This is a genomic window from Psychrosphaera haliotis, assembly GCF_009728465.1.
GTDB classification, from domain to species: Bacteria; Pseudomonadota; Gammaproteobacteria; order Enterobacterales; family Alteromonadaceae; genus Psychrosphaera; species Psychrosphaera haliotis.
This window is the reverse complement of record NZ_WOCD01000005.1, coordinates 889,557-914,991: the sequence shown is the minus strand read 5'-3', so window position 1 is coordinate 914,991 and position 25,435 is coordinate 889,557. Positions and strand designations below refer to the sequence as shown.

23 protein-coding genes and 1 pseudogene are annotated in these 25,435 nt (G+C 39.1%); 16 read left to right on the top strand and 8 right to left on the bottom strand.

All coding sequences use genetic code 11. The features are described from left to right. The first annotated feature begins 205 nt into the window (after positions 1–205). The 4 genes from GNP35_RS14940 (at position 206) to GNP35_RS15935 (ending at position 5,221) form a co-directional block, all read left to right on the top strand. Positions 206–1,513 carry a GNAT family N-acetyltransferase gene (locus GNP35_RS14940; RefSeq protein ID WP_155697075.1) on the top strand — a complete coding sequence of 436 codons (1,308 nt, stop codon included), beginning with the start codon at positions 206–208 and terminating at the stop codon, positions 1,511–1,513. Positions 1,514–1,547: 34 nt separating this feature from the next. Continuing rightward, on the top strand, positions 1,548–3,191 hold the full coding sequence (locus GNP35_RS14935) for a tetratricopeptide repeat protein (RefSeq protein WP_155697074.1): 1,644 nt from the start codon (positions 1,548–1,550) through the stop codon (positions 3,189–3,191). Between the two features lie 10 nt (positions 3,192–3,201). Further along, positions 3,202–4,188 (top strand): tetratricopeptide repeat protein, encoded by a 987-nt coding sequence (locus GNP35_RS14930; RefSeq protein WP_196492542.1) that lies wholly within the window; start codon positions 3,202–3,204, stop codon positions 4,186–4,188. Between the two features lie 136 nt (positions 4,189–4,324). Beyond that, positions 4,325–5,221 carry a PEP-CTERM sorting domain-containing protein gene (locus tag GNP35_RS15935; protein ID WP_230961446.1) on the top strand — a complete coding sequence of 299 codons (897 nt, stop codon included), beginning with the start codon at positions 4,325–4,327 and terminating at the stop codon, positions 5,219–5,221. A gap of 88 nt (positions 5,222–5,309) precedes the next feature. Here the strand turns inward: GNP35_RS15935 and GNP35_RS14920 are convergent, their stop codons facing one another. Both GNP35_RS14920 and GNP35_RS14915 read right to left on the bottom strand, forming a co-directional pair. Next, positions 5,310–6,953, bottom strand: coding sequence for an FAD-binding oxidoreductase (locus GNP35_RS14920; RefSeq protein ID WP_155697072.1), 1,644 nt, complete (start codon positions 6,951–6,953; stop codon positions 5,310–5,312). An 18-nt stretch (positions 6,954–6,971) separates the two neighbouring features. Continuing rightward, a complete protein-coding gene (locus tag GNP35_RS14915) occupies positions 6,972–7,823 on the bottom strand; it encodes a PEP-CTERM/exosortase system-associated acyltransferase (protein ID WP_330997843.1) in 852 nt (283 codons plus the stop codon). Positions 7,824–8,114: 291 nt separating this feature from the next. Here GNP35_RS14915 and GNP35_RS14910 point away from each other — a divergent pair, with 291 nt between their 5' ends. Genes GNP35_RS14910 through prsR form a run of 7 tightly spaced genes read left to right on the top strand, consistent with a single transcriptional unit; the run spans position 8,115 to position 15,354 of the window. Next, positions 8,115–8,801: a hypothetical protein gene (locus tag GNP35_RS14910; RefSeq protein WP_155697071.1), complete on the top strand. Its 687-nt coding sequence runs from the start codon at positions 8,115–8,117 to the stop codon at positions 8,799–8,801. Next, positions 8,795–9,055, top strand: a complete 261-nt coding sequence (locus GNP35_RS14905; RefSeq protein WP_155697070.1) for a hypothetical protein — start codon at positions 8,795–8,797, stop codon at positions 9,053–9,055. Before GNP35_RS14910 ends, GNP35_RS14905 begins: the two co-directional genes overlap by 7 nt. A gap of 3 nt (positions 9,056–9,058) precedes the next feature. Then, positions 9,059–9,958, top strand: a complete 900-nt coding sequence (locus GNP35_RS14900; RefSeq protein WP_155697069.1) for an HprK-related kinase A — start codon at positions 9,059–9,061, stop codon at positions 9,956–9,958. Continuing rightward, a complete protein-coding gene (locus GNP35_RS14895) occupies positions 9,955–11,052 on the top strand; it encodes a nucleotidyltransferase family protein (RefSeq protein ID WP_155697068.1) in 1,098 nt (365 codons plus the stop codon). The genes GNP35_RS14900 and GNP35_RS14895 overlap by 4 nt, the downstream gene beginning before the upstream one ends. Continuing rightward, entirely contained in the window at positions 11,036–11,926 is an 891-nt protein-coding gene (locus tag GNP35_RS14890) for a S1 family peptidase (RefSeq protein ID WP_155697067.1), read from the top strand. Before GNP35_RS14895 ends, GNP35_RS14890 begins: the two co-directional genes overlap by 17 nt. Before the next feature lie 18 nt (positions 11,927–11,944). Next, positions 11,945–13,996, top strand: coding sequence for an XrtA/PEP-CTERM system histidine kinase PrsK (prsK, locus tag GNP35_RS14885; RefSeq protein WP_155697066.1), 2,052 nt, complete (start codon positions 11,945–11,947; stop codon positions 13,994–13,996). Continuing rightward, the gene (prsR, locus tag GNP35_RS14880; RefSeq protein WP_155697065.1) at positions 13,996–15,354 is read left to right on the top strand and encodes a PEP-CTERM-box response regulator transcription factor; all 1,359 of its coding nucleotides are present in this window, start codon (positions 13,996–13,998) and stop codon (positions 15,352–15,354) included. The genes prsK and prsR overlap by 1 nt, the downstream gene beginning before the upstream one ends. On the opposite strand, the gene GNP35_RS14875 is transcribed toward prsR, so the two are convergent. The 6 genes and pseudogenes from GNP35_RS14875 to GNP35_RS14845 all read right to left on the bottom strand — a co-directional run bounded on the left by GNP35_RS14875 (position 15,351) and on the right by GNP35_RS14845 (position 21,411). Then, positions 15,351–15,572 carry a helix-turn-helix transcriptional regulator gene (locus GNP35_RS14875; RefSeq protein WP_155697064.1) on the bottom strand — a complete coding sequence of 74 codons (222 nt, stop codon included), beginning with the start codon at positions 15,570–15,572 and terminating at the stop codon, positions 15,351–15,353. The two genes, prsR and GNP35_RS14875, sit on opposite strands and share 4 nt — an antisense overlap. A gap of 1 nt (position 15,573) precedes the next feature. Then, complete coding sequence (locus tag GNP35_RS14870; RefSeq protein ID WP_155697063.1) at positions 15,574–15,996, bottom strand: hypothetical protein; 423 nt, start codon at positions 15,994–15,996, stop codon at positions 15,574–15,576. Positions 15,997–16,205: 209 nt separating this feature from the next. Then, positions 16,206–17,345, bottom strand: coding sequence for an XrtA/PEP-CTERM system-associated ATPase (locus GNP35_RS14865; RefSeq protein ID WP_155697062.1), 1,140 nt, complete (start codon positions 17,343–17,345; stop codon positions 16,206–16,208). 84 nt (positions 17,346–17,429) lie between these two features. Next, positions 17,430–20,212: pseudogene (locus tag GNP35_RS14860) on the bottom strand (efflux RND transporter permease subunit). After that, on the bottom strand, positions 20,169–20,456 hold the full coding sequence (locus tag GNP35_RS16155) for an efflux RND transporter permease subunit (RefSeq protein WP_155697059.1): 288 nt from the start codon (positions 20,454–20,456) through the stop codon (positions 20,169–20,171). The pseudogene GNP35_RS14860 and the gene GNP35_RS16155 overlap by 44 nt, the downstream one beginning before the upstream one ends. 7 nt (positions 20,457–20,463) lie before the next feature. Continuing rightward, complete coding sequence (locus GNP35_RS14845) at positions 20,464–21,411, bottom strand: efflux RND transporter periplasmic adaptor subunit (RefSeq protein ID WP_155697058.1); 948 nt, start codon at positions 21,409–21,411, stop codon at positions 20,464–20,466. 243 nt (positions 21,412–21,654) lie between these two features. Between GNP35_RS14845 and rimK the strand changes: the two genes are divergently transcribed. The 5 genes from rimK (at position 21,655) to GNP35_RS14820 (ending at position 25,379) form a co-directional block, all read left to right on the top strand. Then, positions 21,655–22,560, top strand: a complete 906-nt coding sequence (rimK, locus tag GNP35_RS14840; RefSeq protein ID WP_155697057.1) for a 30S ribosomal protein S6--L-glutamate ligase — start codon at positions 21,655–21,657, stop codon at positions 22,558–22,560. Beyond that, positions 22,560–23,591: a succinylglutamate desuccinylase/aspartoacylase family protein gene (locus GNP35_RS14835; RefSeq protein ID WP_155697056.1), complete on the top strand. Its 1,032-nt coding sequence runs from the start codon at positions 22,560–22,562 to the stop codon at positions 23,589–23,591. Before rimK ends, GNP35_RS14835 begins: the two co-directional genes overlap by 1 nt. Positions 23,592–23,602: 11 nt before the next feature. Further along, entirely contained in the window at positions 23,603–24,034 is a 432-nt protein-coding gene (locus GNP35_RS14830; protein WP_155697055.1) for an ATP-dependent zinc protease family protein, read from the top strand. A gap of 42 nt (positions 24,035–24,076) precedes the next feature. Further along, entirely contained in the window at positions 24,077–24,754 is a 678-nt protein-coding gene (locus GNP35_RS14825) for a tetratricopeptide repeat protein (protein ID WP_155697054.1), read from the top strand. A gap of 70 nt (positions 24,755–24,824) precedes the next feature. Further along, positions 24,825–25,379, top strand: a complete 555-nt coding sequence (locus GNP35_RS14820; RefSeq protein WP_155697053.1) for a hypothetical protein — start codon at positions 24,825–24,827, stop codon at positions 25,377–25,379. Positions 25,380–25,435: the final 56 nt, after the last annotated feature.

Genomic DNA, 25,435 nt, shown 5'->3' with positions numbered 1-25,435 from the left:
CGTGTTTTACATTGTAATGCGCAGAATTATTTATGAGATTTACCACTACCTTTTCAAGGCCGCCGCAGCCAAAACTTGGCACAATATGCACGACTTTTTTCTTGTTCAGACAGTTATTTATAGGCTCTTTGTTCATATAATCATGGCATTAAATTAAGACTGACTTTACTATAACACCAGACTAATCAAAATTTCAGTAATCAAATTGTTAAATCCTACTATTCAGGTTATTCCGCTGTCGGATTACCCGCTAGACAAATTGGAGCAGGAATGGAACTCGCTGTTTAATCGCAGTGCTGACTGCTTTTTTCTGTCTTGGAATTGGATTGGCAGTTGGCTTTCTATTTTACCAACTTTTGATGACGTTTATGTTGTTCGCGCCGTCAACTGCAGTCACTCTAATACGAATATGAACGGCACAATTGTCAATAAGCCTCCATTCGATACTGGAGCTTTAAATGGTTATGCGTTGGATGATTTGCTTGGTTTTGGTATTTTCTGTGAAACTAAAGTTCGTCGCCACGGTTTTGTAAAATCAAAACAATGGCATTTACACCGCACCGGAAACGAAAAACTCGATCAAATTTGGATTGAGTATAATGATTTCCTGCTCGCAGAAACTTCAGCCGTTAATACCGAGACCATTTCCAGCATTAGTAACAAAAGCCTTTCCAGCCAACAAATTAGAACTTCTATGTGGCAATCGCTGTTAACATCTCAGCCACGTACACAAAATGTAGATGAATTTATAGTAAACGTAGCCCAAACCAAATGGTTTGAGCAGCTGCAGTCAGATTTAACATCCGGATCAACGACTGATTTAACCAATGATTTAGGCCGCTTCAAGTATTTAACATCATCGCGACAGCCTGGTTATAAGCACAACATTGAAGGAGACTTTAGTGAGCAGTACCCTAGTCTAATCTCTAAGTCTGCGTATAAAAACATTGCTAAAAGTCATGCTCTATTGAAAGGCCAGAGTAAAATAGAGTGCAAATTAATCAACGACATTGAGCAAGTAGCTCAGATTTTAGAAGAACAAAAGGGCTGGCACGTTGCCAAATGGCAAAACTCACTGACGCCTAGCGGTTTTGAAAATCGCTCGTTTCTAGACTTTCATCAGCAGTTAATTAAACAAAACGCTCAATATAAAACCACTCGCTGCCAGACTATGCTCAACGTTATGTACCTAAATGATGAAATAGTCGCCATCAATTATTTATTAGTTAATAACACTACGATGCACTTTTATTTGAGCTGTATAAAACCACTAAAAAACAATAAAATTAAAATCGGCTTGCTGCTACATCAGGAATCTGTTCGCTTGGCCAAGTCGGAAGGGCTATTATATTACGACTATATGGCTGGCGAAGCTCGCTATAAATCACAACTTGCAGAAGAACTTACGTCATTTGGTTTATTAACCATTCAAAAGCCTAAAATATCATTTTTTATTGAATCGACATTGTCTTGTGCGAAACATTTTTGGTTAGATATTAACCAGCGCAAATGATATAAATGACTCATATCGTTTTAAAGGAATAATTATGAACACTCTACACAAAATCGCAGTTGCGTCGCTAGTGATTGCCATGGCAGGCTGCGGTCAAAAAACCACAACAGAACACTTGTCTGATGCTAAACAACTCATTTCGGAAAAAAACTTCAGTGAAGCAACTATTGCCCTAAAAAACGCAGCTAAAAATGCACCGGAAGATGCCGATGTTCGTTTAGAGTTGGCGAGCGTATATTTAAAAATAGGGAATATAGAAGCGGCTGAAAAAGAACTGATGATGGCACTCGATAAAGGTGCAGATATTAATTTAGTCTTTCCAACGTTAGGTCACTTGTTGTTCCTTCAGAATAAACTTGAAGATCTGGAATCAATAGATTTAGAAGATGTAGATGTTAATCCTGAAGTTCGAGATCAAATTAAGTTTTACCAACTTTATACTCTAATAAATAGAAGCCTAATTGACGATGCGTTAACCCTCATAGCACAGCCAAACGCGAGCAACTCTGGTCATGCCCAGCTGATCGATGCATTAGCACTCTACTCAAAAGGCGATACTGACAAGTCTATTTCCCTGACAAACACACTATTAGAAGAAGATACGGATTTTAACGATGCAAGGCTAGTTTTGGTTAAATTGTACACTAGTAATAACGAAGCTGATAAAGCCGACAGTGTATTACGCGTTTACAACGAGAACGTACCTTATGATTATAGAAGCAAACTTCTTCATGCTCGTGTTTTAATTCAAATTAATAACTTAGATGATGCTAAAAAGAAGCTTACCACGCTTCAAAGTGGACGTTTATACAGTCCACTGCAAGATCAAATGCTTGCACAAATCCACTACCTAAAAGGTGATTTTGAGACGGCTGAGCTTAATATACAAAACGCATTAAAAAATGGCTTGTCCGATGATTTTACAAACTCTCTTGCTGGTGCCATTTTCTTAAAAACAAATAAACCGGAACAGGCGTTACAACGCTTATCTTCAGTTTCAGAGAAAGGCAAAACGGAAAACAACCAACAGCTTTTGATTATGGCGTTGGTTAATGTAGGTAAAGATAAAGAAGCTGCGCAGTTATTGTTAGAGCAAGAAAAAGTAGATGACAATATGGTATCTATGATGACCCTTTCAGCAAATAAGTTGGTGAACCAGGGGCAGTCAACTTTAGCACTAGAAACGTTATTAAAAGCAACGGCTGTAGAGGACTTGAACGTTACTAACGCTGTAAATTTAGGTCTACTTAAATTACGTCTAAACGACTTTAGCGGACTACAAGACCTTAAAACCATAGTTGAGGCGCACCCAAGTAAAGCAGAGTCTAGACTAGGTTACGTTTTAGGCCTAATGAAAGCCCGAAAAATTGATTCAGCAAAAGCTGAACTAAATCAGTGGCTAGCAACTCCTGGCATTTCCGTTAACGATGAATTATTAATCGCTAAACTGATGCTTAAAGTTAATGAACCAGATTCAGCGATTAAAACACTAACAAAGTTAACGACGGTAGATGCGGTATCTAGAGACGCTAAAATTGAGTTGGTTCGATTAAATAGAAAATCAGATTTATCACAAAACGTGAGGTTTCTCTCTGAAATTTTGGAACAGAACCCTACTGACAAGCTAGCATTACAGTACTTGGCCTCGAAACCGAGACTATCTAGCGCTGTTGGATGATGCTGAATCTTTGTTTATTGAAGCATCTGTAGCACAAGACCAACATCCTGAGTACGTGGTTTTGCACTCACTCTTTTTAATGCAGGAGCTTCAACCTAAAAAAGCATTACAGCTTTTAGAAAATATTAAAAACAGTCCTCAACTACCTGCTAACTATTGGCCTTTATTTGCTGAATTAAATTTAAAACTGGAAAACTTTAACGAAGCAATTGCAGGATATGAAAACTGGAGCGCAACCGAACAAAATGCATTGGCTAGTTTACGTTTAGTATATCTTTATCAGTACTCTAATAGGTTAGAAAAAGCGCTTGCAACGGCTAAATTGGGCACCCAACGATTTAATAATGTTGTGTTTAAGTACCTCACCGTTGATATGTTATTAAATAAGGCAAGTGTTCAAGAAGCTAAACAGGTGTTCAATTCAATTCAAGCTGGTAAATACGCTGAAATGCTTGAATGGCAAACTCTTAAAGGCCGATTTGCAGCAATCGATGGTGATTTTAAATTAGCCCTGAGTACTTTTAAAAAAGTTTATGATGAAACCCACAGCCCGCTGTTAGTTAAGTTTATTACTGGTGTTTACCGAATGACTAATAACTACCCTGCCGCCTCTGCATTTTTGGAATCGCACTTAGAAATGTATCCTGCTGATCTAAATACATGGCAAGTTAAATTTAATGTTGAAATTCAAAAGGACCCACTAAAAGCAGAATACGCAGCACTTAAAATTACTGAGTTGGCTCCTAACGATTCAATTGCCTTTAACAACTTAGCATGGTTCGAACTGCAAAATAACAAAATTGCTCTTGCGGCCAAACATATTGAAAAAGCAATTGAGCTCAATAATAAAAACCCTGAGCTTTTTGATACTGCTAGTCAAATAGCAATGAAGCAGGGCAACAAAACAAAAGCCATTGAATACATTAAAAGTGCAATTACCCTTGCACCTAACTCAGCTACTTACAGAGCAACTCTTAAAGAGATTGAGTCAAAGTAACTGTCATTTTTCTTTACAATGAACAAACGGAATCAAATAAAAAACAGCAAAAACAGCAAGTTAAATAGTGGCACGGTTACTGCTTAGTAGAGTAAGAAGTGTGAGATTACTTATTTTGCTTTTAAAGGATAACAAAATGAAAAAATTATTATTGATGGTACCAGTATTGTTGGCAAGCGCGTCAGCATCAGCTGGTGTTGTTTCAGCAGCAGGCGGTGTATCTTGGAACACTTTACCAAGTGAACCAAATTTCGGAACAGCGGTTGAATATACTCAGTGGTGGACAACTACCAACACAACAGGTATTTCTGACCACAATGTAGCGTTAGACGGTGCATCAATTGCCCCTACTCTTGCATCACTTGGTACTGCTATTGCGAATGGCGACAGCCCTGAACTTGTAGGTGTTGGTCAAGTTTTACTTGGTGGTGGTTTAGGTGAACCTAACTGTGGCAACTGTGAGCTAACGTTCTCATTTGGTGGCCTTTACTTTGACGGTATTCAAACTGTAGGTACTGGGGCATTTGCACCTGACGGCAACGGTGGTTTCGTAGAGATCATGGCCAACGTTCCGGTAATCAATTCACAAGACTCTTGGTTAAACATTTATATTGATTACCAAGCAAACGAATTTGATGAAGGCGTTGTCGTAGATCAGGCATCTGCAAATAGCGAAGGCGCAGAAGCAGTAGATGGTACTTTATGGTTATCTGCTCAAAACGAGAATTTCGAATTTACTCCTGATGGAAGTTCTGGTGCAGAGCCGCTTACTGTAGGTTCAAGTTCATTTGTATCAAACATTGTTGGTGGAATCGCTCAGTTTAACTTTGAGTCAAACTTCTTCCAAAACATGTATGACGTTTCTGCGTTTGGCTTAACATCTAGCTTTGTTAGACCTGACGGCACTATCTCTAACTACAGTGAACGTGGTACTGGTAACTTTACTGCTCAAACAGTATCTGAACCTGGTACAATGGCACTATTCGGCTTAGGTCTTTTAGGTCTAGCTGGTGTTGCACGTCGTAAAGCGTAAGCTTTATTACTAATAAAAAAACCAGCGTACGCTGGTTTTTTTATGCCTAAAATTTACCGTACTAATATAAGTAACTAGCTTGGTTTGTTTATGGATTATATCTATTAGGCGCTAATATATTGTGAGGGTCCATTGCTAGCTTTATCGCTTTAGCAGTTTTCCAATGGTTACTATCAGGCGCTAGCTTTGTTATTTGTTGCTCCACATTTAAACGATAAGGCACAAAGCCTAATTTCACACCTTCATCAAATAGTTCATTTACACAATCCTTCGCCGATTTCACAGCGTCAGTATTTTTTACATCAAAAACAATTGGTATAGTTGCATCAATACAGTCATGTTTTAAATTAGTGAAGGTAATTAATGGCTCAATATTATATTTAGGCGTGGTTTCCCTTATGAAGTTAACAAACTGATTAATTTTTGTTTTATTCATAGGGATAAGCGGTGCGTACCACAACAAACCACATTGATCAGAGTCAGGATTTAGTACATTAGCCTTGTTTGGAAGAACTCTCGGGTTTCTCCAATAAGCGAGTGGCAATGCGACTTGGTTGGGTTTCCCTTTAGCAATATTAATGCCTTCAAATAAAGAATCAATTTGTGACTTTATCCCTTTAGGTAACACCCAAGCTAAGTTGTCGCGAACCCATTTCCCTAATTGAATTTTGGCTCCATCTGAAAACAAAACTTCATCTGCAAATTTGCTACGTTGATTTAAGTAGGACTTAATCGCGTTCACAACTTTGCTTTTGCCACTAATGGACCCAACTATCATCCATTCTGGAATATCATTTGCTCGTTTTAATTCTTCTATTTGGCTATTCGACATATTTGTATGGCTTTCAGTGCCATTTGGATTTGCCGTTACCATTGATAATAAACGGCGTTTATCCATCAAGTTTGTTGCGCTCACAGAACCTTCAAAATCGCGTAAGCTATCTCGAATGAAGTCGACTGCATCATTCAGTTTATCAGCGTCTTTTATTTTTAGATAAAACATCACTGTCTTTTCCGGCTTTGGCGCTAACCTGATTGTTGCTGCTGTAACGATCCCCATTCCTGATTGAGTAAATAGTCCGTCGATATACGGACCTATATCCCACTTAAAAGAATGATGAATAAAGTCTTCATCGCTTTTATCCAATCCCTCTATGGCAGATTCAAATATATGTCCGTTAAGTTTATCGTCGAGATTCCAAAGCTCTGGGTTGGGTACAATTGTTCTTAAACGGTTTACCGCATAAAAGTGGTCTGTGCGTTCTGTTATGCCGTACCCTCTTTCCAGTGCATTGCTAAGAATACTACAAGAAGGCCCAGCGCCTGTAACTGGAGTGATGAACTGTAGGTTATTATCTTCTAAAAACTGCTTTAAAGCGCCCTGTGTTACACCCGGTTCAACAGAAATCAAACCAAGCTCTTTATCTATTACTTTTATGTTTTTTAAATGTTCAAGGCATACTAATACAATCTCTCGACCATCATCTGATGCAATGGATCCGTAACCCCAGTTTTTGCCGGAACTTATTGGTTGTAAAATAAAATTGTTATCTATTGCTAGTTGAATGAGAGCAACGATGTCTAACTCTGATTGGACGTAAATCGCAGAAGAGATTTTGATTTGTAGCGCTAATGTATTGTCGTGATATAAAGATGATGCAGTTGACGAATCTAAAAGCAATTCGTCACCGTAATTAGGGAATTTGTTCTTTAAACGTTCATAAATACTCATTTGAGATTTACCTTTTACCTATAAGTTGGGTATTTTTATTCCATCTAGTATTTCTGGATCACCGCAAACTTGAATATCTAACTCTTCCCTAACCTTCTCAAATAGCTTCTTAAAACCTGGCGTCAGTCCATCTAGTAACATTTGAGAGCTGATATAAAACGGCGCCCTTTTACCATGATAGTCTACTACTGGCCCAATTTGCTGAAATTCGATGCCAACAAATCGAAGACTACGAGCCAACCTTGGCTCCATCATCACAAATGCATGTTCAATTTCTTTGTTCATCGCAATACTCGCGGCTGACATGTATAAACCAATGGCTATAAAAGGAAAACATCTCAATTCTTTTTCAGAGTATTCATTTTCATTAATAGCACCAGTAGCTGCACCTTTAAACTTGTCGCTTTGTCTTCTTCTAAATTCATTTGGCACGGCTAATCTAGATATTTCGCAAATTTTATGACGAGGAAAATTAACCGGATTTAAAGTAGGGTGATCGATTGAGTCTAGGCAATACTTCTCTAATGGTAATTGTTGCTTGTCACCCAACGAATAAACAATCCGAACCGTACCTGCAAACCGCTTAGTACTTCTGTGTTGCATTACGCAATGAATAGAATGAATATCAAACTCGTCCTTCTCTTGCTTATCTTCATTGCACTCTTCAAAGCCGAGTTCTTCACAATAAACGTTATGCCTAATGCCAAAGGATTTTTCTTTCAAGTATTCGTTGTGGGCAATCACCGGTTGTAGATAAGCAGAAAAATGACTCGCTATTTTTTTAGCTTGAAAATTAGCAACTAACTTTATTATCACTTTTACAAAGACACCAATTATTGGTTGCTTAGACAACTTCTTTAACGTATTCACTTGAACTACCCTGAATTTATATCCGATTTGCTTACAACAGTGCCAATAATCGAAAAAAATGTAAATTTATATTTTCACTTATTTCATTAAAAACAGTAAGTTTTTATAATAGTCCACGGTTGCCATATCAACCAGTGTCAGTTTCTTTTACAACCACGCCTCGAAATATTAAATTAATCAATAAAAACATATACTTAAAATTAGGCTCGTTAATTGCAGATGCTTCTTTATAAATTTATTGAGTCTGGTTATAATTAGACCAATAGCGATTAATATTCTGGTGGTACAAATATGGATAAGCAGATCAAAGATTCCAAAACTGAATTACAGTCTTCAAGACGTAAGCTTTTAATTAAGAGCGCTAATATTGCGCCTGTAATTACAGCCGTGGCTGCAGCTCCAGTTTGGGCTACATCTAGCGCAACCTCTGGAAACCAGTCAGGTGCGATGTCTAGAAGCACTAATTTGACCAAATTTAATGGCTTTAGTCCTGGTTATTTTCACGAGCATAAAAGTAAGAAAAACAAGAAAAACAAAGCAAAAGGTTCTTCGTGGGCTTCTAATAGTCAAAGTGCCCAAGCTTCTAATGGATGTGAGTCAATAAGCGGAAGCAGCAAACTGCCTGACTATTATTATGATAAGTTTTATGGCGGTATTGGCGGCATTTTTCCAGGTTCAATGCTTGCAGCTCAAGTACGAGACGTACTAAGCCCTAGCAATTGGAGTGGTTCAGGTGAAACTGCAAACATTAACGGTCACTCTGTTACTCAGGTTGATAGATTTATGTTAACGGCTTATTTAAATGCTGACCCTTTGTATGGCGCTGTTGGTTACCCTTATACTCAAGACGAAATAAGAGCATTTTGTAAAGATTACGAGCAAGGAAGAGTTGCTTACAGAGACGCTAAACTTATTTTGGTAAATTTAGTACACGAAGGCCAGGGTGACTTGGGCTGGGAAGCTGATACAGTTTGCTAAAATTTAGATCAAATACCGTGACTCGAACTCATGAAGGTCACGGTACTTATATTTATAATATAAAACTTTCCGAAACATTGTTTATCCCTATAGATGTTGAAACCTTTTTTACAGCACTATCCTCTGGTGTTGAGAACAAATCAGAGCTAACTGAAGTTATTGTTCAAGACCTCGACTGCAGTGAAGAACACGCTATGTTAGCTGTCGATAATACGTTAAACTCTTTACAACAGAGAGCACTTATAGAGAGCTAGTAGTTGAAACTAAAGGATTTAGCTAAGTCAAAACTAGAGTCAGGAAAAACGCTAAAATTTGATGTTGGCCCGTTTTCTATCGCCGTCAAAAGCGACTTCCAAAATGTATATGAAGAAATTGCAAAAATATACAGCGAATTTGAAGTGTTATCTGATGAGCATTTTGTAGATTTTGAAATCACACTGAGAAATTCCCACTCCTTAATACGAAAATTTTTTCGAAAACAGTGCTTTTTCCAGCTAGGCGACCAGGAGCCATTTACTCCTATTCCTGCAAATCAAGCTTTCCCTATGTTTGAATGGGGCCTAAATTGGTGTATTTCTTCTAATGCACACCAATATCTTATGATCCACGCGGCCGTTGTCGAAAAAAATGGTATTTGTGTTGTATTGCCAGCGCCACCTGGTTCAGGTAAAAGCACCCTTACCGCACTTTTAGTTTTTTCTGGATGGCGCCTTTTGTCTGACGAGCTTACTTTAATTGAAACCAGTTCAGGCCTAATTCAGCCATTAGCGCGCCCCATTAACCTAAAAAACCAATCTATTTCTGTCATTAAACAAGCTTTCCCAAATGTGGCGCATTCAAATATTGTAAAAGATACTCACAAAGGTGACGTTTGCCTGTTTAAAGCTCCGGACGCTTCAGTGGCAAACATTGATCAAAAATCTAAAGCAACTCATATTATTCTGCCTAAATTTAGTAAAAACGAAGCCTTGTCAACGGACCCTATGTCACAAGATAGCGCTTTTTTTGAATTAATAGCCAACTCTTTTAACTACAATATTTTAGGGTTATCCGGATTCAATACTTTAACCGAATTTATTGATGGCACCTCAAGTTTTAATTTACGTTATGGCGACAACAAAGCCGCTTTAGAATGGTTTGAGGCCCTAACTTTATGAGCAATTTATTAATATCTTTATTTAATAACCCTGAGTTGGCCAACAAGTTATCTATGTATGATTGGTCAAAAGTGGTTTCCCATGGCCGTGACCAAAATATGCTTGGCCGTATTTGGTGGCGCTTACAGTCAAACAGCGTCGAAAAACATGTACCAGACAGAGTGGTTCCCCATTTCACGAGCTGTAACTTATTTGTAGAGCAGCAAGAGATCAATATTAATAGAGAGCTAGAAGATATATCTAACACTTTAGTAAGTAGAGGTATTGATACGACTGTATTGAAAGGTGCTGCGTACATCGCTGTTTCGTCTAACTGTAAACATGGCCGTATTTTTAACGACATTGATATACTTGTGGACCACTCAAAAATCCGTGATGCTGAAATTGCGTTGATGACACAGGGCTGGTTCCACAAAAAAGAAACTGACTACGACAAGCGTTACTTTAGAGAATGGATGCACGAAATACAGCCTTTAATTCACAAAGACCGTTTAACAACTATCGATTTACATCACAATATACTGCCGCTGACCAATAAAAAGCACTTCAATGCGGACAAGTTAAAAACAATCAAACTGAAACAAGTCCCACTGCTGACCTTTGACTTAGTTGATAGGTTTATTCATAGCGCTACACACCTATTTACCGAAGGTGAATTCCCCCATGCAATAAGGGACATAACCGATTTAATTATTCTTTACCAGGAGCTTGATGGTGAGGAAGAAACTGAGTCAGCGCATAAATTAATATTAGAAAGAAGTAAGGCACTTGGCTTAGATGATTATGTTCACCTCGCGTTGCTTTTTGTTTTAAAAAACTTGGACAAAGAATTGGAACATAAACAAGTAGAAAGCTTAGTTAGTAAAAACGCTATTACCTTCTATGTGACAGTTCCAGCATTTAAATTTGTGTTTACTGCAGACAGCATTGCTCAAGGCAATTTTATTAATAACGTTGGGCTGTTTTGGCTATATATGCGAAGCCATTTAATTAAGATGCCGCTTCATGTATTAATTCCACATATTTGTAGGAAATTCATACATAATATGAAAGAGAAGTTTAAAGAGGAGCCAGTCAATGGCGCTAACAAATAGAAAAGAATTTAATTCATTGATGTCAGACGTTAGTGTACGCGTTGGTTATTCAGCTGTTACTAAAATTGAGTCAGCTTTAACGTCAGCTAAATCAGCTGTTTATTTTGCGTTAATGCTTATTATTTCGTTAGTTATGTTTTCCTCTCCAAGTTTTGCTCAAGGCTCTAATTCCTTACCCGCGATTGCCGCACAAACTAAACCTTCAGTAGTTGGCGTTGGTGTTTACAATCCGCTAAGTGCACCGCGTTATCAGCTGCTTGGTACAGGGTTTGTGGTTCGTTCTTCGGCAACTAAGAGTATTATTGCCACTAATCATCATGTTGTTAACGGTAAGGCCTATGATCCCGACAAGGCTCAAATATCGGTGCATGTTGGTGAAGGTAAAAAAGCACGTTTTTATACTGCAAAGTTGATTGCTCAAGACGAACGTGCAGACGTGGCCATTATTGAAATTGATGCCGTATTGCCTGCTTTAACGTTAAGTGATAGTGATTATAACGCCCCTGCTGGCAGTCAAATCATGCTTTCTGGTTTGCCTATTGGTTCTGTTTTGGGACTATTTAAGGCGATACATATTGGTTATGTGTCTGCTTTTGTTCCGCAAGCTATACCACAGAAAAACGCCAGTCAGTTGTCGATTGAAATGATTAAACGCTTAAGAAATCCACTTTACGTGTATCAACTTGATGTTACTGCGTATCCTGGCAACAGTGGCAGCCCTGTTATTGAAACTGCTACGGGCAAGGTTGTCGCGATTATTAACAGTGTGTTGGTGAAATCAACACGGGAAAATGTATTATCAGATCCTAGTGGGATTAGTTACGCCATTCCTGTGTCGGAAATACATAAGTTACTTAAACAAACTAGACAATAAAAATAATAGGAACTAGTTTTGGAAATTGCATATTTTGTAGGCCTTTCGTTATGTTTGATTGGCTATTTATCAACCTCAGCACTATTGTTTGGTAGCAATGCAAAAGGGCCTCTTCGCGCGGTCTTTTTAATCACCTACGTCATGATGATTGTATGGTCTGTTGGTTATGCTCTCGGCGCTACCTTCTCTTCATCTCCATTCTTTATTTCTCCGTTTTTAGAGTCGTTACAAATTGGAATGTGGTCATTGTTATTGTTGTCTATTTTAGATAACCAGCCTATTTCTATGAGTAAAATGCTCAGAAGTAAGTATGTACTTACAATCATCTTTTTAATTGTAATTTTTAACTTTGCTATCTTCTCACCGTTTTTTGATGAAGCGATGGAGTTACGTTTAGTTATCGGTGGCGGTTTATTAGGCAGCATTATTCAGCTTATTTTGATTGAGCAAATATACCGAAGTGCCGGCGAGCAGAAGTGGGCCTACAAACCATTAGTGCTCGGTCTTGCTATGGTTAATATATTTCACCTAATCATGATGTCTAACGCGTTATTACTTAGTGCCGTTGATGTGAATTATCTGGCCTCTCGTCCGTATATTTATGCCATGTTAACGCCTCTTTTACTGCTTAGTATGAAGCGAGTATCAAGCTGGAACTTACGCGTATTTATTTCCCGAGATGTGGTTCTTAACAGTTCATTATTGCTGTTTTCTGGCGGTTATTTGTTAATCATGGCCATGACAGGGTATGTGATACAGCAAATTGGCGCCGCTTGGTCCGGTATTTTACAAATCGTTTTTGTTGCTGGAGCTTTAGTAGCGCTAGCGTATATTTTTATCTCTGAGTCTTTAAGAAAATACTTTAGAACCTATATTCAAAAGCACTTTTATGCCAACCAGTTTGATTATCGTGAAGAATGGCTCAAGTTAACCAATACTTTAAGTGAAACCGACGCCAACCAAGACTTTTATCAAACTAGTTTAAAAGGGGTATGTGGCTCTCTGCACTATTCCACTGGTGCTTATATTATGTTGCAACATGAGCATTTAGAGCTAGTTACCTCAGATGTATTTGGTTTGTCTCATAAAAGCTTATTAGAACTACACTGCTTAATTCCAAACCTAGAACAAAGCCATTGGATTATAGATTTGCCAGAGTTTCACCGTACTGAATACGAAACACACTTTAATGATTGTAAAGTAGCGGGTTTGTTGTCTGATGGTATTGAAATTATTTTGCCTATTTTTATCAGCAATAAATTACATGGATGCTTTTTATTATCGAGTAAAAATGCCGACCGCATTAAAGTTAACTGGGAAATAAAAGATTATCTCACCGCTGTATCGTCTCAAGTTGCTGGCTTTATAAAGTCTAATGAGGCAAAAGTAAGACTAGAAGAAAATGCGAAATTTGCAGCCTTCAATCGAATGTCAGCCTTTGTTGTTCATGACTTAAAAAATGTCATTGCTCAAATTGGAATGATCGTTAGTAACAGTAAAAAATATAGAAATAATCAAGAGTTTATCGATGACACTTTTGAAACTCTAGAGCATACCAAAGAGCGAATGGATAAAATGCTCTCACAGTTAAAAGAGAAGCAACAACAACGAAGTTCGGCGGCGCTCATTGAGCTAAACAAGACGTTATCGGAACTGGTTGGTGATTTCCAAGATAGAGCGCCTAGCCCTATTTATGTTGCACACCCAAATGAGCTGTCACTGGACTTGGACAAAGACAGGTTTAGTTCCGTTATCGGCCACCTCATTGATAATGCGCAACAAGCGACAGACGAAAACGGATCTGTGTTGGTGAAGCTAACGCTAGACAGTGCGAAACAAAATATAAAGATCATAATTTCGGATACAGGCATTGGAATGAGCAAAGATTTCATTAATAATCTACTCTTCAAGCCTTTTGAGACAACTAAAGGCAACGCAGGAATGGGCGTTGGCGTATATGAAGCCAAAACTTTTGCGTCTGAAAACGGCGGCATTCTCACTGTAAATAGCGATTTGGGCATAGGCACTACATTTGTAATGTGTTTACCTCTTGCAAGTAAGGAAAACTAATGGACAAGTTATTAATCGTTGAAGACGATTTAGGAATTCAAAAACAGCTAAAGTGGGGTTTGTCAGGATACGAACTGATTTTTGCTGAAGATCGCCAAAAAGCTATTTCCCAACTTCGCCGCCACGAGCCTAAAGTCGTGACTCTAGATTTAGGCTTACCGCCTGATCCAACTAATGCTTCTGAAGGCCTTGCTGTTTTAGCGGATATCATGAGCCTTGCACCCAATACTAAAGTTATTGTAGTCACCGGCAACTCTGATAAAACAAACGCATTAAAAGCCATAGAGCTTGGTGCATATGACTTTTATCAAAAACCTATCGACATGGATACCTTGTCTATTATTGTTGGTCGTGCGTTTAATTTAGCTAAACTAGAAGATGAACATCGTTCGTTGCAACAAAGCCACAATCCATTTGGTGGCATCATTGGTAACAGTCCAGACATTCAAAAGGCTTGTCGACTTGCTGAGAAAATTGCCAAAGCAGACATTACTACGCTTTTGCTTGGCGAAAGTGGTACTGGTAAAGAAGTATTTGCTAAAGCCATTCACGAATCTAGCCCAAGAAATAAAGGCCCTTTTGTTGCCATCAACTGTGCATCAATCCCAGACAACCTGCTTGAAAGTGAGCTTTTTGGTTATGAGAAAGGCGCATTTACAGGTGCCGCGAAAACCACTAAAGGTAAAGTTGAATTTGCCAACGGCGGTACTTTATTCTTAGATGAAATAGGTGATATGCCTTTAAATCTGCAGGCTAAAATGCTTCGTTTTTTACAAGAGCGAGTCATTGAGCGCGTAGGTGGACGAAATGAGATTTCAGTAAACGTAAGGGTTATTTGCGCTACACACAGAAACCTTCCGGAAATGTCTAAACGCGAAGAATTTCGTGAAGATTTATATTATCGCGTTGGTGAAGTGACTATTGAGATTCCGCCTTTGCGCGCTCGAAGTGGTGACGTGGTGGTATTAGCAAAACATTTCCTTCATATATTCAATCAAGAGTTCTCGCAGAATGTAAGAGGTTTCACCGAAGACGCGATACAAGCCATGTTGGCACATGATTGGTCGGGGAATATTCGTGAACTTCAGAATAAGCTAAAATCTGCGGTTATTATCTCTGATGCTAGTTTAATTTCAGCTGAAGACTTAGGCTTTTATAACGTTCAAACGAATAACGACGAAATCACTGAGCTAAACTTAAAAACAGTGAGAGAGAACGCTGAAAGTCAGGCTATTAGAATGGCGTTTGCACAGTCTAAACATAATATGTCGAGAACAGCCGAGTTACTTGGTGTTACCCGACCTACTCTTTATTCGTTAATTGAAAAGTACAATTTGAAAGACATAAAGCCAGATTAACTCTGGCCTTGCCAAGTAAAAACATCATCTAAGCCAACGCCAAATTCACGCGCGATCCTAAATGCAGTTTCCAAAGACGGTGAGTAACGGCGTTGTTCGATGGCAGCTACCGTTTGTCGAGTTACCCCGACTAATTCACCTAACTGCCCTTGCGTCATATTGTTGTGGCGCTCACGAAGCTCTTTCACGTTGTTATCAATTGGGAGAAGTTTCGCCATTTTAATAACCTCGGCGGTAAAGCATAATTTGCATTAAGTACTCAATTAATTGACTTATTATTAAGCTTCCAAAAATAATATAAAACAACATGCTTCCTTGATTAAAGGCTAGATAGTGAATTAATCCCGTTACTGCACCAAACCCTAAAACGTAACCTGACCAATGCCCAGCTTTAGTCTCAATGATTTTGTCACGCTCATCTGAGCCCGCATTTGCATCTTTAGGAGACGACAATGCAATCAGGGTTTGCCCAACAATAGACAAGACCACCAGAATAATGGTGTACATAATTAACTTTGGAACGGATGGCTCAATTAAATAGCCGAGGGCTGCAGATAAGTAATACACACTACTAAAATACAACCCTGTTGGAATAAGTAGGACGATAAACATAACCCAAGCCGATTTTTCGTTAAATGACATAATAATTTCCTTTTCAGCTAGTAAAAGCACGTATTGAATTCGGTGTTAAATATTTTTAACATCCGCCATCACAGGAATATAGTGTCATTTTTTAACCATGTCAAATATTTTTAACATCACTCAAGTATCTCGGTTGGGTATAACCTTTTACATTAACTACTAAGCTCACCTTTAATATAGCTTTTGGCTTTTGGCTTTGACCTTTTTCTTTAACTACTTGGCTTAGCTTTGTTGCTCTCGTTGCCGCCAGCACTTTTGCCTTCATTCTGAATTTTTAGCTCTTTCAAAATTTGGCTTTGAACAAGCAAAGAGCGACGATTCATCATTAGTAACGATTCCAATAATGTTTCGATTTTTTCACTATTAAAACCACCGTCCATCAGTGCTGAATTTAAATCAGCCAGTTCGGAGTCCGTAGGATTAAAATCTTTGTCGCCACCAGCAAGTTGTGCTTTAACACCACCGGCATTTGGGTTGGATGCTGTTGCGGGAACTTGATGACTTCTCATCATGTCGAGCCCATCGTCTACTTGATGGTTTAATTCGCTGGATACTTCTTTGATTACATCATTAATCACTTCAACATCGATTGCGTGTTTTTCTTCCATGTAGGTGAATAACAAAACGCGATCTAAAAAGGTATTAATTTTTCGTGGAATACCGTCGGTAAACTTATGGACTACAGATACCGCTTCCTCAGAAAACAGAGGTTCACCCTGCCAACCTGCTTTATTCATTCGAAAGTTAATGTAGTTAGAAAGCTCTTGTTCACTAAGTGGCGTTAAGCTTGCCGACGCAATGACACGTTGGCGAAATTGCTCCATGATAGGTGCACTTAAAATGCCTTCTAGTTCCGACTGCCCCAATAAAAAGCTTTGAATAATAGATTTACCGTCTACTTGAATGTTCGATAACATTCTTAGCTCTTCAATAGACTCTACCGGTAAGTTTTGCGCTTCATCAATGATTAGTAGCATTCTGCGACCCAGCGCGTTTAAACGCCTCATGTAGTCGGTCAGCTCTGCAATGTGAGCGGCTTTTGTATTGCCTTCAGGATGAAGCTTAAATAGCTTAGTGATAGCAACGATTAAGTCATCTGGTGATAAATTTGGCGTCACTAACTGACGTGCAACAATATTTTGTTCTTCAAGTTGTGAAATAAGGTGATTAGCGATAGTTGTTTTACCAGTACCTACGTTACCAGTAATAACAATAAAACCTTCGCTTTGAGTTAATCCATATTGCAAATAAGACAGCGCTTTTTGATGCCCTGTACTCGCGAAAAAAATCTCTGGATCTGGGGTCAACTGAAACGGCTTTCTTGATAACCCAAAAAACTCCTCGTACATTACTTTATTTCTCCATCGAAAGTAATTCTCTAAAATTAGAGTGCATGCTGCTTAAATTAACTAAAAGCTTACCATATAAGGCGGCTAGTTTTTACGCCTAGACAAAATTAGTGTGAACGCCGGAACCCATATTAATGAGGCCAACGTTGTGAAAGCTAAACCGGTAATAATCACTATTCCCATAGGTTGCCATAAGTCACCACCGTAAAGGGTAAGCGGCAGTAAACCTACAATCGTGGTTAACGACGTTAAAATCACCGGAGTGAATCGACTTGCCACCGACGACACCATGGCTTCTTTGGCTGAATTAAAGCGATATCGACCTCGATTAAAACCGTCAACAACAATAATTGCATCGTTTACCATAATACCTATTAAGCTAATTAAACCAATGAAGGCCATCATGGAAAAGCTGAGGTTTGTAGCAAACATACCAAACACAGCGCCAGCAAAAGCAATAGGTAACAAGCTAATAATTACTAACGGCTGGGCAAAGCTATTAAATTGAATGAACAGCAGTACAAAAATACTCACCACCACCACAATTAATATTTGTGATAGGCCGCCAAAGCTTTCTTTTCTGGCTTCTTCTTCACCACCAACTTTGTAACTTAAGCCATTTTTCCAGCTTAACTCATTCATGTAGCTTTCAATGTTTTGAGTAATTTTGGCAACGTTTCCAGGCTTAATTACGTCGGCTGAAACGCGCGCCATTCTTATACGTTGATAATGATAAAAAGCCGGTTTAAGTCTTGAAGCCTCTATTTTCGCAATAGACGAAAGCGGTATATCTAACCCCTGCCTATTTTTAATATACATTGACTCTAACGCGCCTACAGACTCTTGTTTGCTGCGAATGAGTACAGGGAAGGCTTGACCAAAGCGGTCGTTAATTTCAGCAGCAAATTCACCGTCTATTAACAGACTAACTTGTTGTTCCGCTGACTGCAGATCAACATCGCGTTGATGAGCTTTTATTTCATCGATTTTAATATCATATGCAAAACCCGACTCAGCGGTGATATTGCGCACATCAAAAGTATGTTCAAGGCTGGCAATGTATTTTTGTATTTGTGCGGCTCGTTGGCCTATTTGGTCTAAGTCATCGCCTAAAATACGAATGGTTATTGGTCTGTCAGTGACTGGACCTTGCTGGAATTCAAAGACGTTTACCTTGCCTAAACTAGAGCCTGAATACTTTTCTCGTATTGTATTGATCATGTTTTGGATTTTGTTTTTTTCATAATCGTCAGCAATGACTAACAGTTGAGCAAAGTTCGCACGGCCTCGGTCTGAGGTATGGTTATAGTAGATTCGTGGACTTGTTGCGCCCACCGTTGTAACTACACTTTTTACGTGTTTAAGCTTTTGTAGCTCTTCGCTTAATTGCAAAGCAGCGGTCTCGGTATATTTTAACGACGACTGCATTGGTGTTTCTAAATTAACCACCAGCATGCTTTTTTCAGCTTTTGGAAATAAACTCACGCCCACTTTAGACATTAAGCTTATGCAGCCAGCCACACCAATAACAAAGACTAAAAGTACCAGTGCAGGTCTTTTTAATAAGCGATTCAGAAGCCTTGAGAACCAGCCATCTGCAAACTTGTTTAACTTGTAAGCTAAGGTCCAACTGGACTCTTTTGATACGCCAAATACGCTCATTAATACTGGCAAAACAATTAACGCCACCACTAACGATACCAATAACGATATGGAAACAGACACTGGCAGTGCACGCATAAAGTCGCCGGTATCACTTTGAAGCAATAACAAAGGTAAAAACGCAAACACCGTTGTTAACGTACCGGAAACCAGAGGTAAGCCCACATCGGTAATCACCTGTTTAATCGCTTCCATTCGGTTGGACACTTTGTCTTGCACCTTAACAAACTGCTCAACCACCACTAGGGAGTTATCAACCAGCAAACCTAGTGCGACTATCAAGCCTGCAATGGTCATTTGCTGCATAACAAATCCCATTAAATTCATAATAGTGAGGGTGGCAAAAATAGTGATTGGTAATGCTAAAGATACCCAGAATGATTGTTTGAAACCCATGAAGAAAAATAAGCAAAGCAGTATTAGTAATAGGCCGCTGGCTAGGTCTCTTAAAAAGCCGTTAATACGATAATGAACACTGTCTTCTTGAGCAAATATGGTTTGAATTTGTAAGTCGCCATGGGCTTTTTCAAACTCTTGTAAAACACCTTCAACTTGCGAGCCTAGTTTGTATATGTTGGCGCCCATTCGTTGTTGTGCCGTCACAAATACCACAGGCTTGTCGGCTACAAAGGCAATGTTGTCTGGTTTATTAAAGTCTATTTCAACGTTAGCGACATCGGCTAAGGTTATTTGCGCCGCGTCGTGCATCTTAATCACAGTTTGTTTTAGTTGCTCAACGTTCTTATATTCCCCGACAGATTGATGGTAAAACGAACCTGCTTGTCATCTAAATATCCCGCATGACTCGCTTCACCTCGGTTGGCTACTGCTTGCATCACTTCTTGGATATTGACTTTATATTGAATGAGCTTGGCAGGGTCGACATTTACCGCGACCACTAATTGAGGCAGTCCCCATACTCCAGCTTCTTGCACATTGGGCAATGCTTGCAGTAGGTTTTTTAATTTGGTGGCACCACGTTTTATGGTTTGCCAGTCATTATCTGGATGTGAAACCGCTAATTGCAGTACATTTACCGTTGTTGGCGATGCTTTAAAGTAAACAATGTTTTGCACTGAGTCTGGCAACTCACCACGTATACGAGTCACGGCACGAACAATCTCATCAAAGCCATCTTGCGGGTTAGTACCATGAATAAACTTAATGAGTATGTTGACCGAAACCGTGCCTTGCGCGGGATTCAATAGTTTTAATATCTTCAACTAAATCAAGGGAGCGCTCTATTGGCTCAATAACTTGCGTTTCGATTAATGCCGGTGACATGCCTGGCGCTATAATTTCAACAATGCTAATAGGCAGCATGAATTGAGGATCTTCCGCTTTGGGCATATTCAACAGCGAATTACCGCCCAACAAAAAGACCATGGCTAAAAACAATCCTAATAAGCGAACGTTTTTAGACAAGTATTGATTTACCGAATGCAACATATTGGCATTAATCCATTTTTTCTATTTTTATAGCGGACTGAGAATCTGCCTTTATGTAAATAAGGTCAGGACTATGATCAATAACCTTCAGTCTTTTTGGTTTTGCTTTTTCTGTGCCGCTGTTCACCATTAATATAGCCGTTTGGTTAAAGTCGAGTTGCACATACTCCGCAGGAACCGGATACACCATATTCATCGATTGCGTTAACGTCACATTATATAAAGAGCCGACGCGGGTATTTTCGGTGTCAGTGACCATTATTTTCACAACAAACAGTCCTGTACTGGCGTCTGGCATTTGCGGTACGGTTTTAACTTCGCCAAGTAACTTTCCTTCTGTTGTTCTATTCTCCAACATTATTTTCTGGCCCACAGCCAAGTGAGTGAGAAGCTGATCTTGTACCGCTACTTCCACCACAAAATTCTCATTTATTGGTGCAATAGACAACACCGCTTGCCCAGCACTAACAAACTCTCCAGCATCAATGGGACGACTAATTACTACGCCATCAAAAGGCGCAACAATAAGCGCGGCATCAAGAAACTCTCGTGTACGAATGATTTGTGCTCTAAGTTGTGATGACAGTGAACGCTGTCGGTCGACATCACTTTGAGAAACGGCGTTCACTTTCTTTAATTTTTTAAGTCGTTCAATTTCTTTATTTACGAACGCTTTTTCAGCAATCAACTGATTTAACTCTGAAGAAAGATCGTCAGTGTCGACCTTGGCAAGTACATCCCCTTTTTTGAAGGTTTGACCTTCTTCAAGAGTAAGTTCGGTGACATTTCCGGCTGATTTGAAGGACTGTTGATAGGTTTTGAAAAAGGCTAATTGCCCTACCCGAGTATTGGTTTTAACATAAGGCTCAGCCTTTATTTCTAAGACTTCCGAGGCAAATGCCCATGATGAAAAACAGACAACCATGGTAAGTAAAATGACCACTCGAGATATCAATGCAGACTCCTTGTTATTTTGGGTTATTCAGCCTCTGTTATTCCTTGAGAGTCACTGAATTTTAAAGCTATCTCTTAATATAGTATGTGACCGACTTTTTTTTATCCATTAATGCGTTAATTATTTTTAAAAATAATGAAAAAAAAGTTCCGTTATTTGACGCTTTTGTTCTAGTCTTGAGTAACTAACGAGCACCTTTGCTCAACTAATTTTTCTTTATAAATTAATTTATTAAGGCTACTAATGAAAATCGCCATCTTGTCCCGTAATAAAAACCTGTACTCTACACGTCGCTTAAAAGAAGCGGGTGAAGCGTTAGGCCATGAAGTTGATATTATTGATACTTTACATTGTTACATGGACATTACTTCGAGCCGACCAACGGTTAGATATCATGGTAAAGAACTGCCTAAATACGATGCGGTTATTCCTCGTATTGGTGCGTCAGTAACGTTTTACGGTACAGCGGTAGTTCGCCAATTTGAAATGATGGGTACTTACTCTATTAATGAGTCGGTTGCGATTAGCCGCTCGCGTGACAAGTTACGTTCATTACAGTTGTTATCACGTAAGGGTATTGGCTTACCTCGCACTGGTTTTGCAAGTCGCCCAGACAAGATCAAAGATTTGATTAAAAACGTTGGTGGCGCACCACTGGTTATTAAGTTACTTGAAGGTACGCAAGGTATTGGCGTGGTTTTAGCCGATACGAACAAGGCGGCTGAAGCTATTATTGAAGCATTCATGGGCTTAGAAGCAAACATATTAGTGCAAGAGTTTGTTAAAGAAGCAGGCGGCGCAGACATTCGCTGTTTAGTGGTCGGCGGTAAAGTAGTTGCAGCCATGAAACGTCAGGGTGCTGAGGGTGAGTTCCGCTCTAACTTGCATCGCGGCGGTAGCGCAACCTTAGTGAAGCTAACAAAAGCAGAACGTGAAACTGCTGTAAATGCGGCTAAAGCGATGGGATTAAATTTCTGTGGTGTTGATTTACTGCAATCCTCTAATGGCCCTATGGTTATGGAAGTAAACTCTTCTCCGGGCCTTGAAGGTATTGAAACAGCAACCGGAAAAGACGTTGCATCTATGGTGTTTGAGTCCATTGCTAAAAACGCAAAACCAAACAACAACCGTACAAAAGGTAAAGGCTAATGGCACAAGCTCCGTTGGTTATTGACGGTAATGAAATTTTGCCGGGCACAAACGTTAAGTTTGAATTGCCAGTTGCAAAGTTATACACAGACTCTGATGTGTCATTGCCGATTCATGTTTTTCGCGCGAAAAAACCTGGCCCTACTATTTTTATTAGTGCGGCCATTCATGGCGACGAACTAAACGGCATTGAAATCATTAGACGTGTTATTTCAAATCCTAAATTTAAGGTACTTTGCGGAACGTTAATCGCGGTACCCATTGTGAATGTATATGGCGTGGTAAACCAAAGTCGTTACATGCCTGACCGACGTGACTTAAACCGAAGCTTTCCAGGCTCGGCAAAAGGTTCATTAGCATCACGAGTTGCGAACAAGTTTCTAACTGAAATTGTGAGCAAGTGTGATTACGGTATCGATTTGCATACGGGCGCTATTCATCGCTCAAACTTGCCTCAAATTAGAGCCAATTTAAAAGATGAAGAAACAAACCACTTAGCACAACTGTTTGGTGTTCCTGTGGTACTCAATGCGGACATTTTAGAAGGGTCGTTGCGTGAAGCAGCGAGTCATACTAAAACCAAAGTATTGTTGTATGAAGCAGGTGAAGCACTTCGTTTTGATGAGTTTTCAATACGAGCGGGTGTGAAGGGCGTTAAAAATATTTTGCGCCATTTTGGTATGTTGCGTAAAAATAAACAAAAGAACCCGTCATGTGCTGTTGCTAATAGCAGTAAATGGTACAGAGCAAACGCTAGCGGCATTTTTAATACAAAAGTGAAGTTGGGTGACAAGGTTGAAAAAGGCGATGTGCTAGCTGAAATTGGCAGCCCTTACGGTAACGTTATTAATAAAGTCATTGCCGAGAAAAATGGCATTATTATTGGTCAACAAAATATCCCTTTAGTACAAGAAGGTGAAGCTATGTTCCATATTGCCTTTTTCAGTGAAGAAGATGATGACATTGTTGAACATATTGAAAACGTACAAGAACAGCTGTTGCCAGAATTATCTGGTGGCTTAGATCAGTAATAGAGAACACCATGACAGATAAATTAATTATCGGAAATTTAGAAGTATGCCAACTCCCTGAGTTGGCTATTTCTGAACTTGAAGTGCGTGTAGATACGGGCGCAAAAACCTCGTCTTTACACGTTGATAACATTACGAAATGCAAAATTGATGGCAAACGTGCGGTTCAGTTTGATATTCATCCAGATATTCATAACGTAAGTAAGATAGTTACTTGTAAGGCTGAAATTCACGACTTACGTCGAATTAAGTCTTCAAACGGCACATCGGAGCAACGTTATGTAATTAAAACGCCCATGGTCATTGGTGGGTTAACGTTTGAAATTGAAATCACATTAACGGATCGCTCTGATATGAGTTATCTAATGTTATTAGGGCGAGAAGGGTTAAGCGATCGATTTTTGGTTGATCCATCGCAGGTATTTCTTTGTTCTGATAAATAAGCTAAGGTTAAAAAGTGTTTATTTATCAAACAAGGAATTAGTATGAAAGCACTTTTTTTAACTTTAATATTGGTTTTCTCCTTTCAGGCTCAAAGTGATAACTTTGAGATAATAGATTTTTGTAAGAGCGACTGCTCAGCTGAAAAAAATCAACTTAAACGACTTGCCAATGAAGGCTCTGCACTCGCTAAAGTTGCTTTAGGCATCATGTTTATTGACGGAACAGGCGAAGAGCCTGAAATAAAGAAAGGCTTAAACTATTTACGCTCTGCTCTAAGACAAAAAGAGCCTTCTGCAATTTTCCAAATGGGCCACTTTTACCACAGAGGCCTTTATGTTGAACAAGACACAGACTTAGCACTTAGGCTCTATAAAAAGGCTGTAAAATTAAAAGTTCCTGAAGCCAAGGAACAACTTAAAATTTTACAAGCCGAGTTATCGGAAAATCAGAGCTCTAAAGCCCCACATGCAAGCACGCAAATTAGCAGCGAAGATAAAAGTGCAATTGAAGCGCAGCCATCAAGCATAAAACAAAAACCAAGTGCTTATGGGCAAAGTAAAAAAATTCGTAAAATGGAACGTATTCGTATTTCAAAAAGAATATCTTTTGATCACGTTATTGACGCTGCAAACTCGCAAACCTGCACACCCGGAATGTCTTGTCCTTTCCCTTGGAGGTGGGTAAATATGCCACTTATTATTGAAGACGCAAAAAGTTAACAAAACCTTATTGCAAATGAGAATCATTACCATTAAGATAGGTTTATTGCTTACTTAATAGGAACCTCAAATGAAACTATTCAACCTTTCAGCTCTAGCTGCTGTGTTAGCTAGTAGTGTACTTTTATCTGCTTGTAATAGTGGAGAGTCTAATACTGATACACTAATCGCTGAAGCAGACTCCAGCATAAGCAACCCTGATCAGTGGCTAAAGTATGAAAACTTAGCCACGCAAATAAAACAAAACCACAACTCTGCTTCTTTTTCAGAGTTAGCCACTCAAGCTTCTAACTTAACGCGCCTTTCTACTGAGTTACTGCCTCAATTTATTGAGCAAAATGCTGAATGCAAAGAGTACCTAACGGTTGCTATGGATTCAGTGGAAACCATGTTTTCACTTACGTTAGAGCAAATTGAGTCTGATTATCACGCCGATGGCAAACTACCAGCGATGAACGACGTGAAATGTTATCACGCAAAAGACCTGCTAGTTCACCCCGCTACAGTTGCGGTTATTGCTAAAAAATTACCTGAGTCTACTGAATCAAGAGAAATGATTTTAGACGAAATTTCTGAAGTGCTTGAGCACTTAAAGCAGGTTCAACACGCTTCTGTTCAGAAGTAAGTCAACACTGTCTCCGTTGCACTTAAATTGAACATCAGGGCAGTTAATAACTGCCC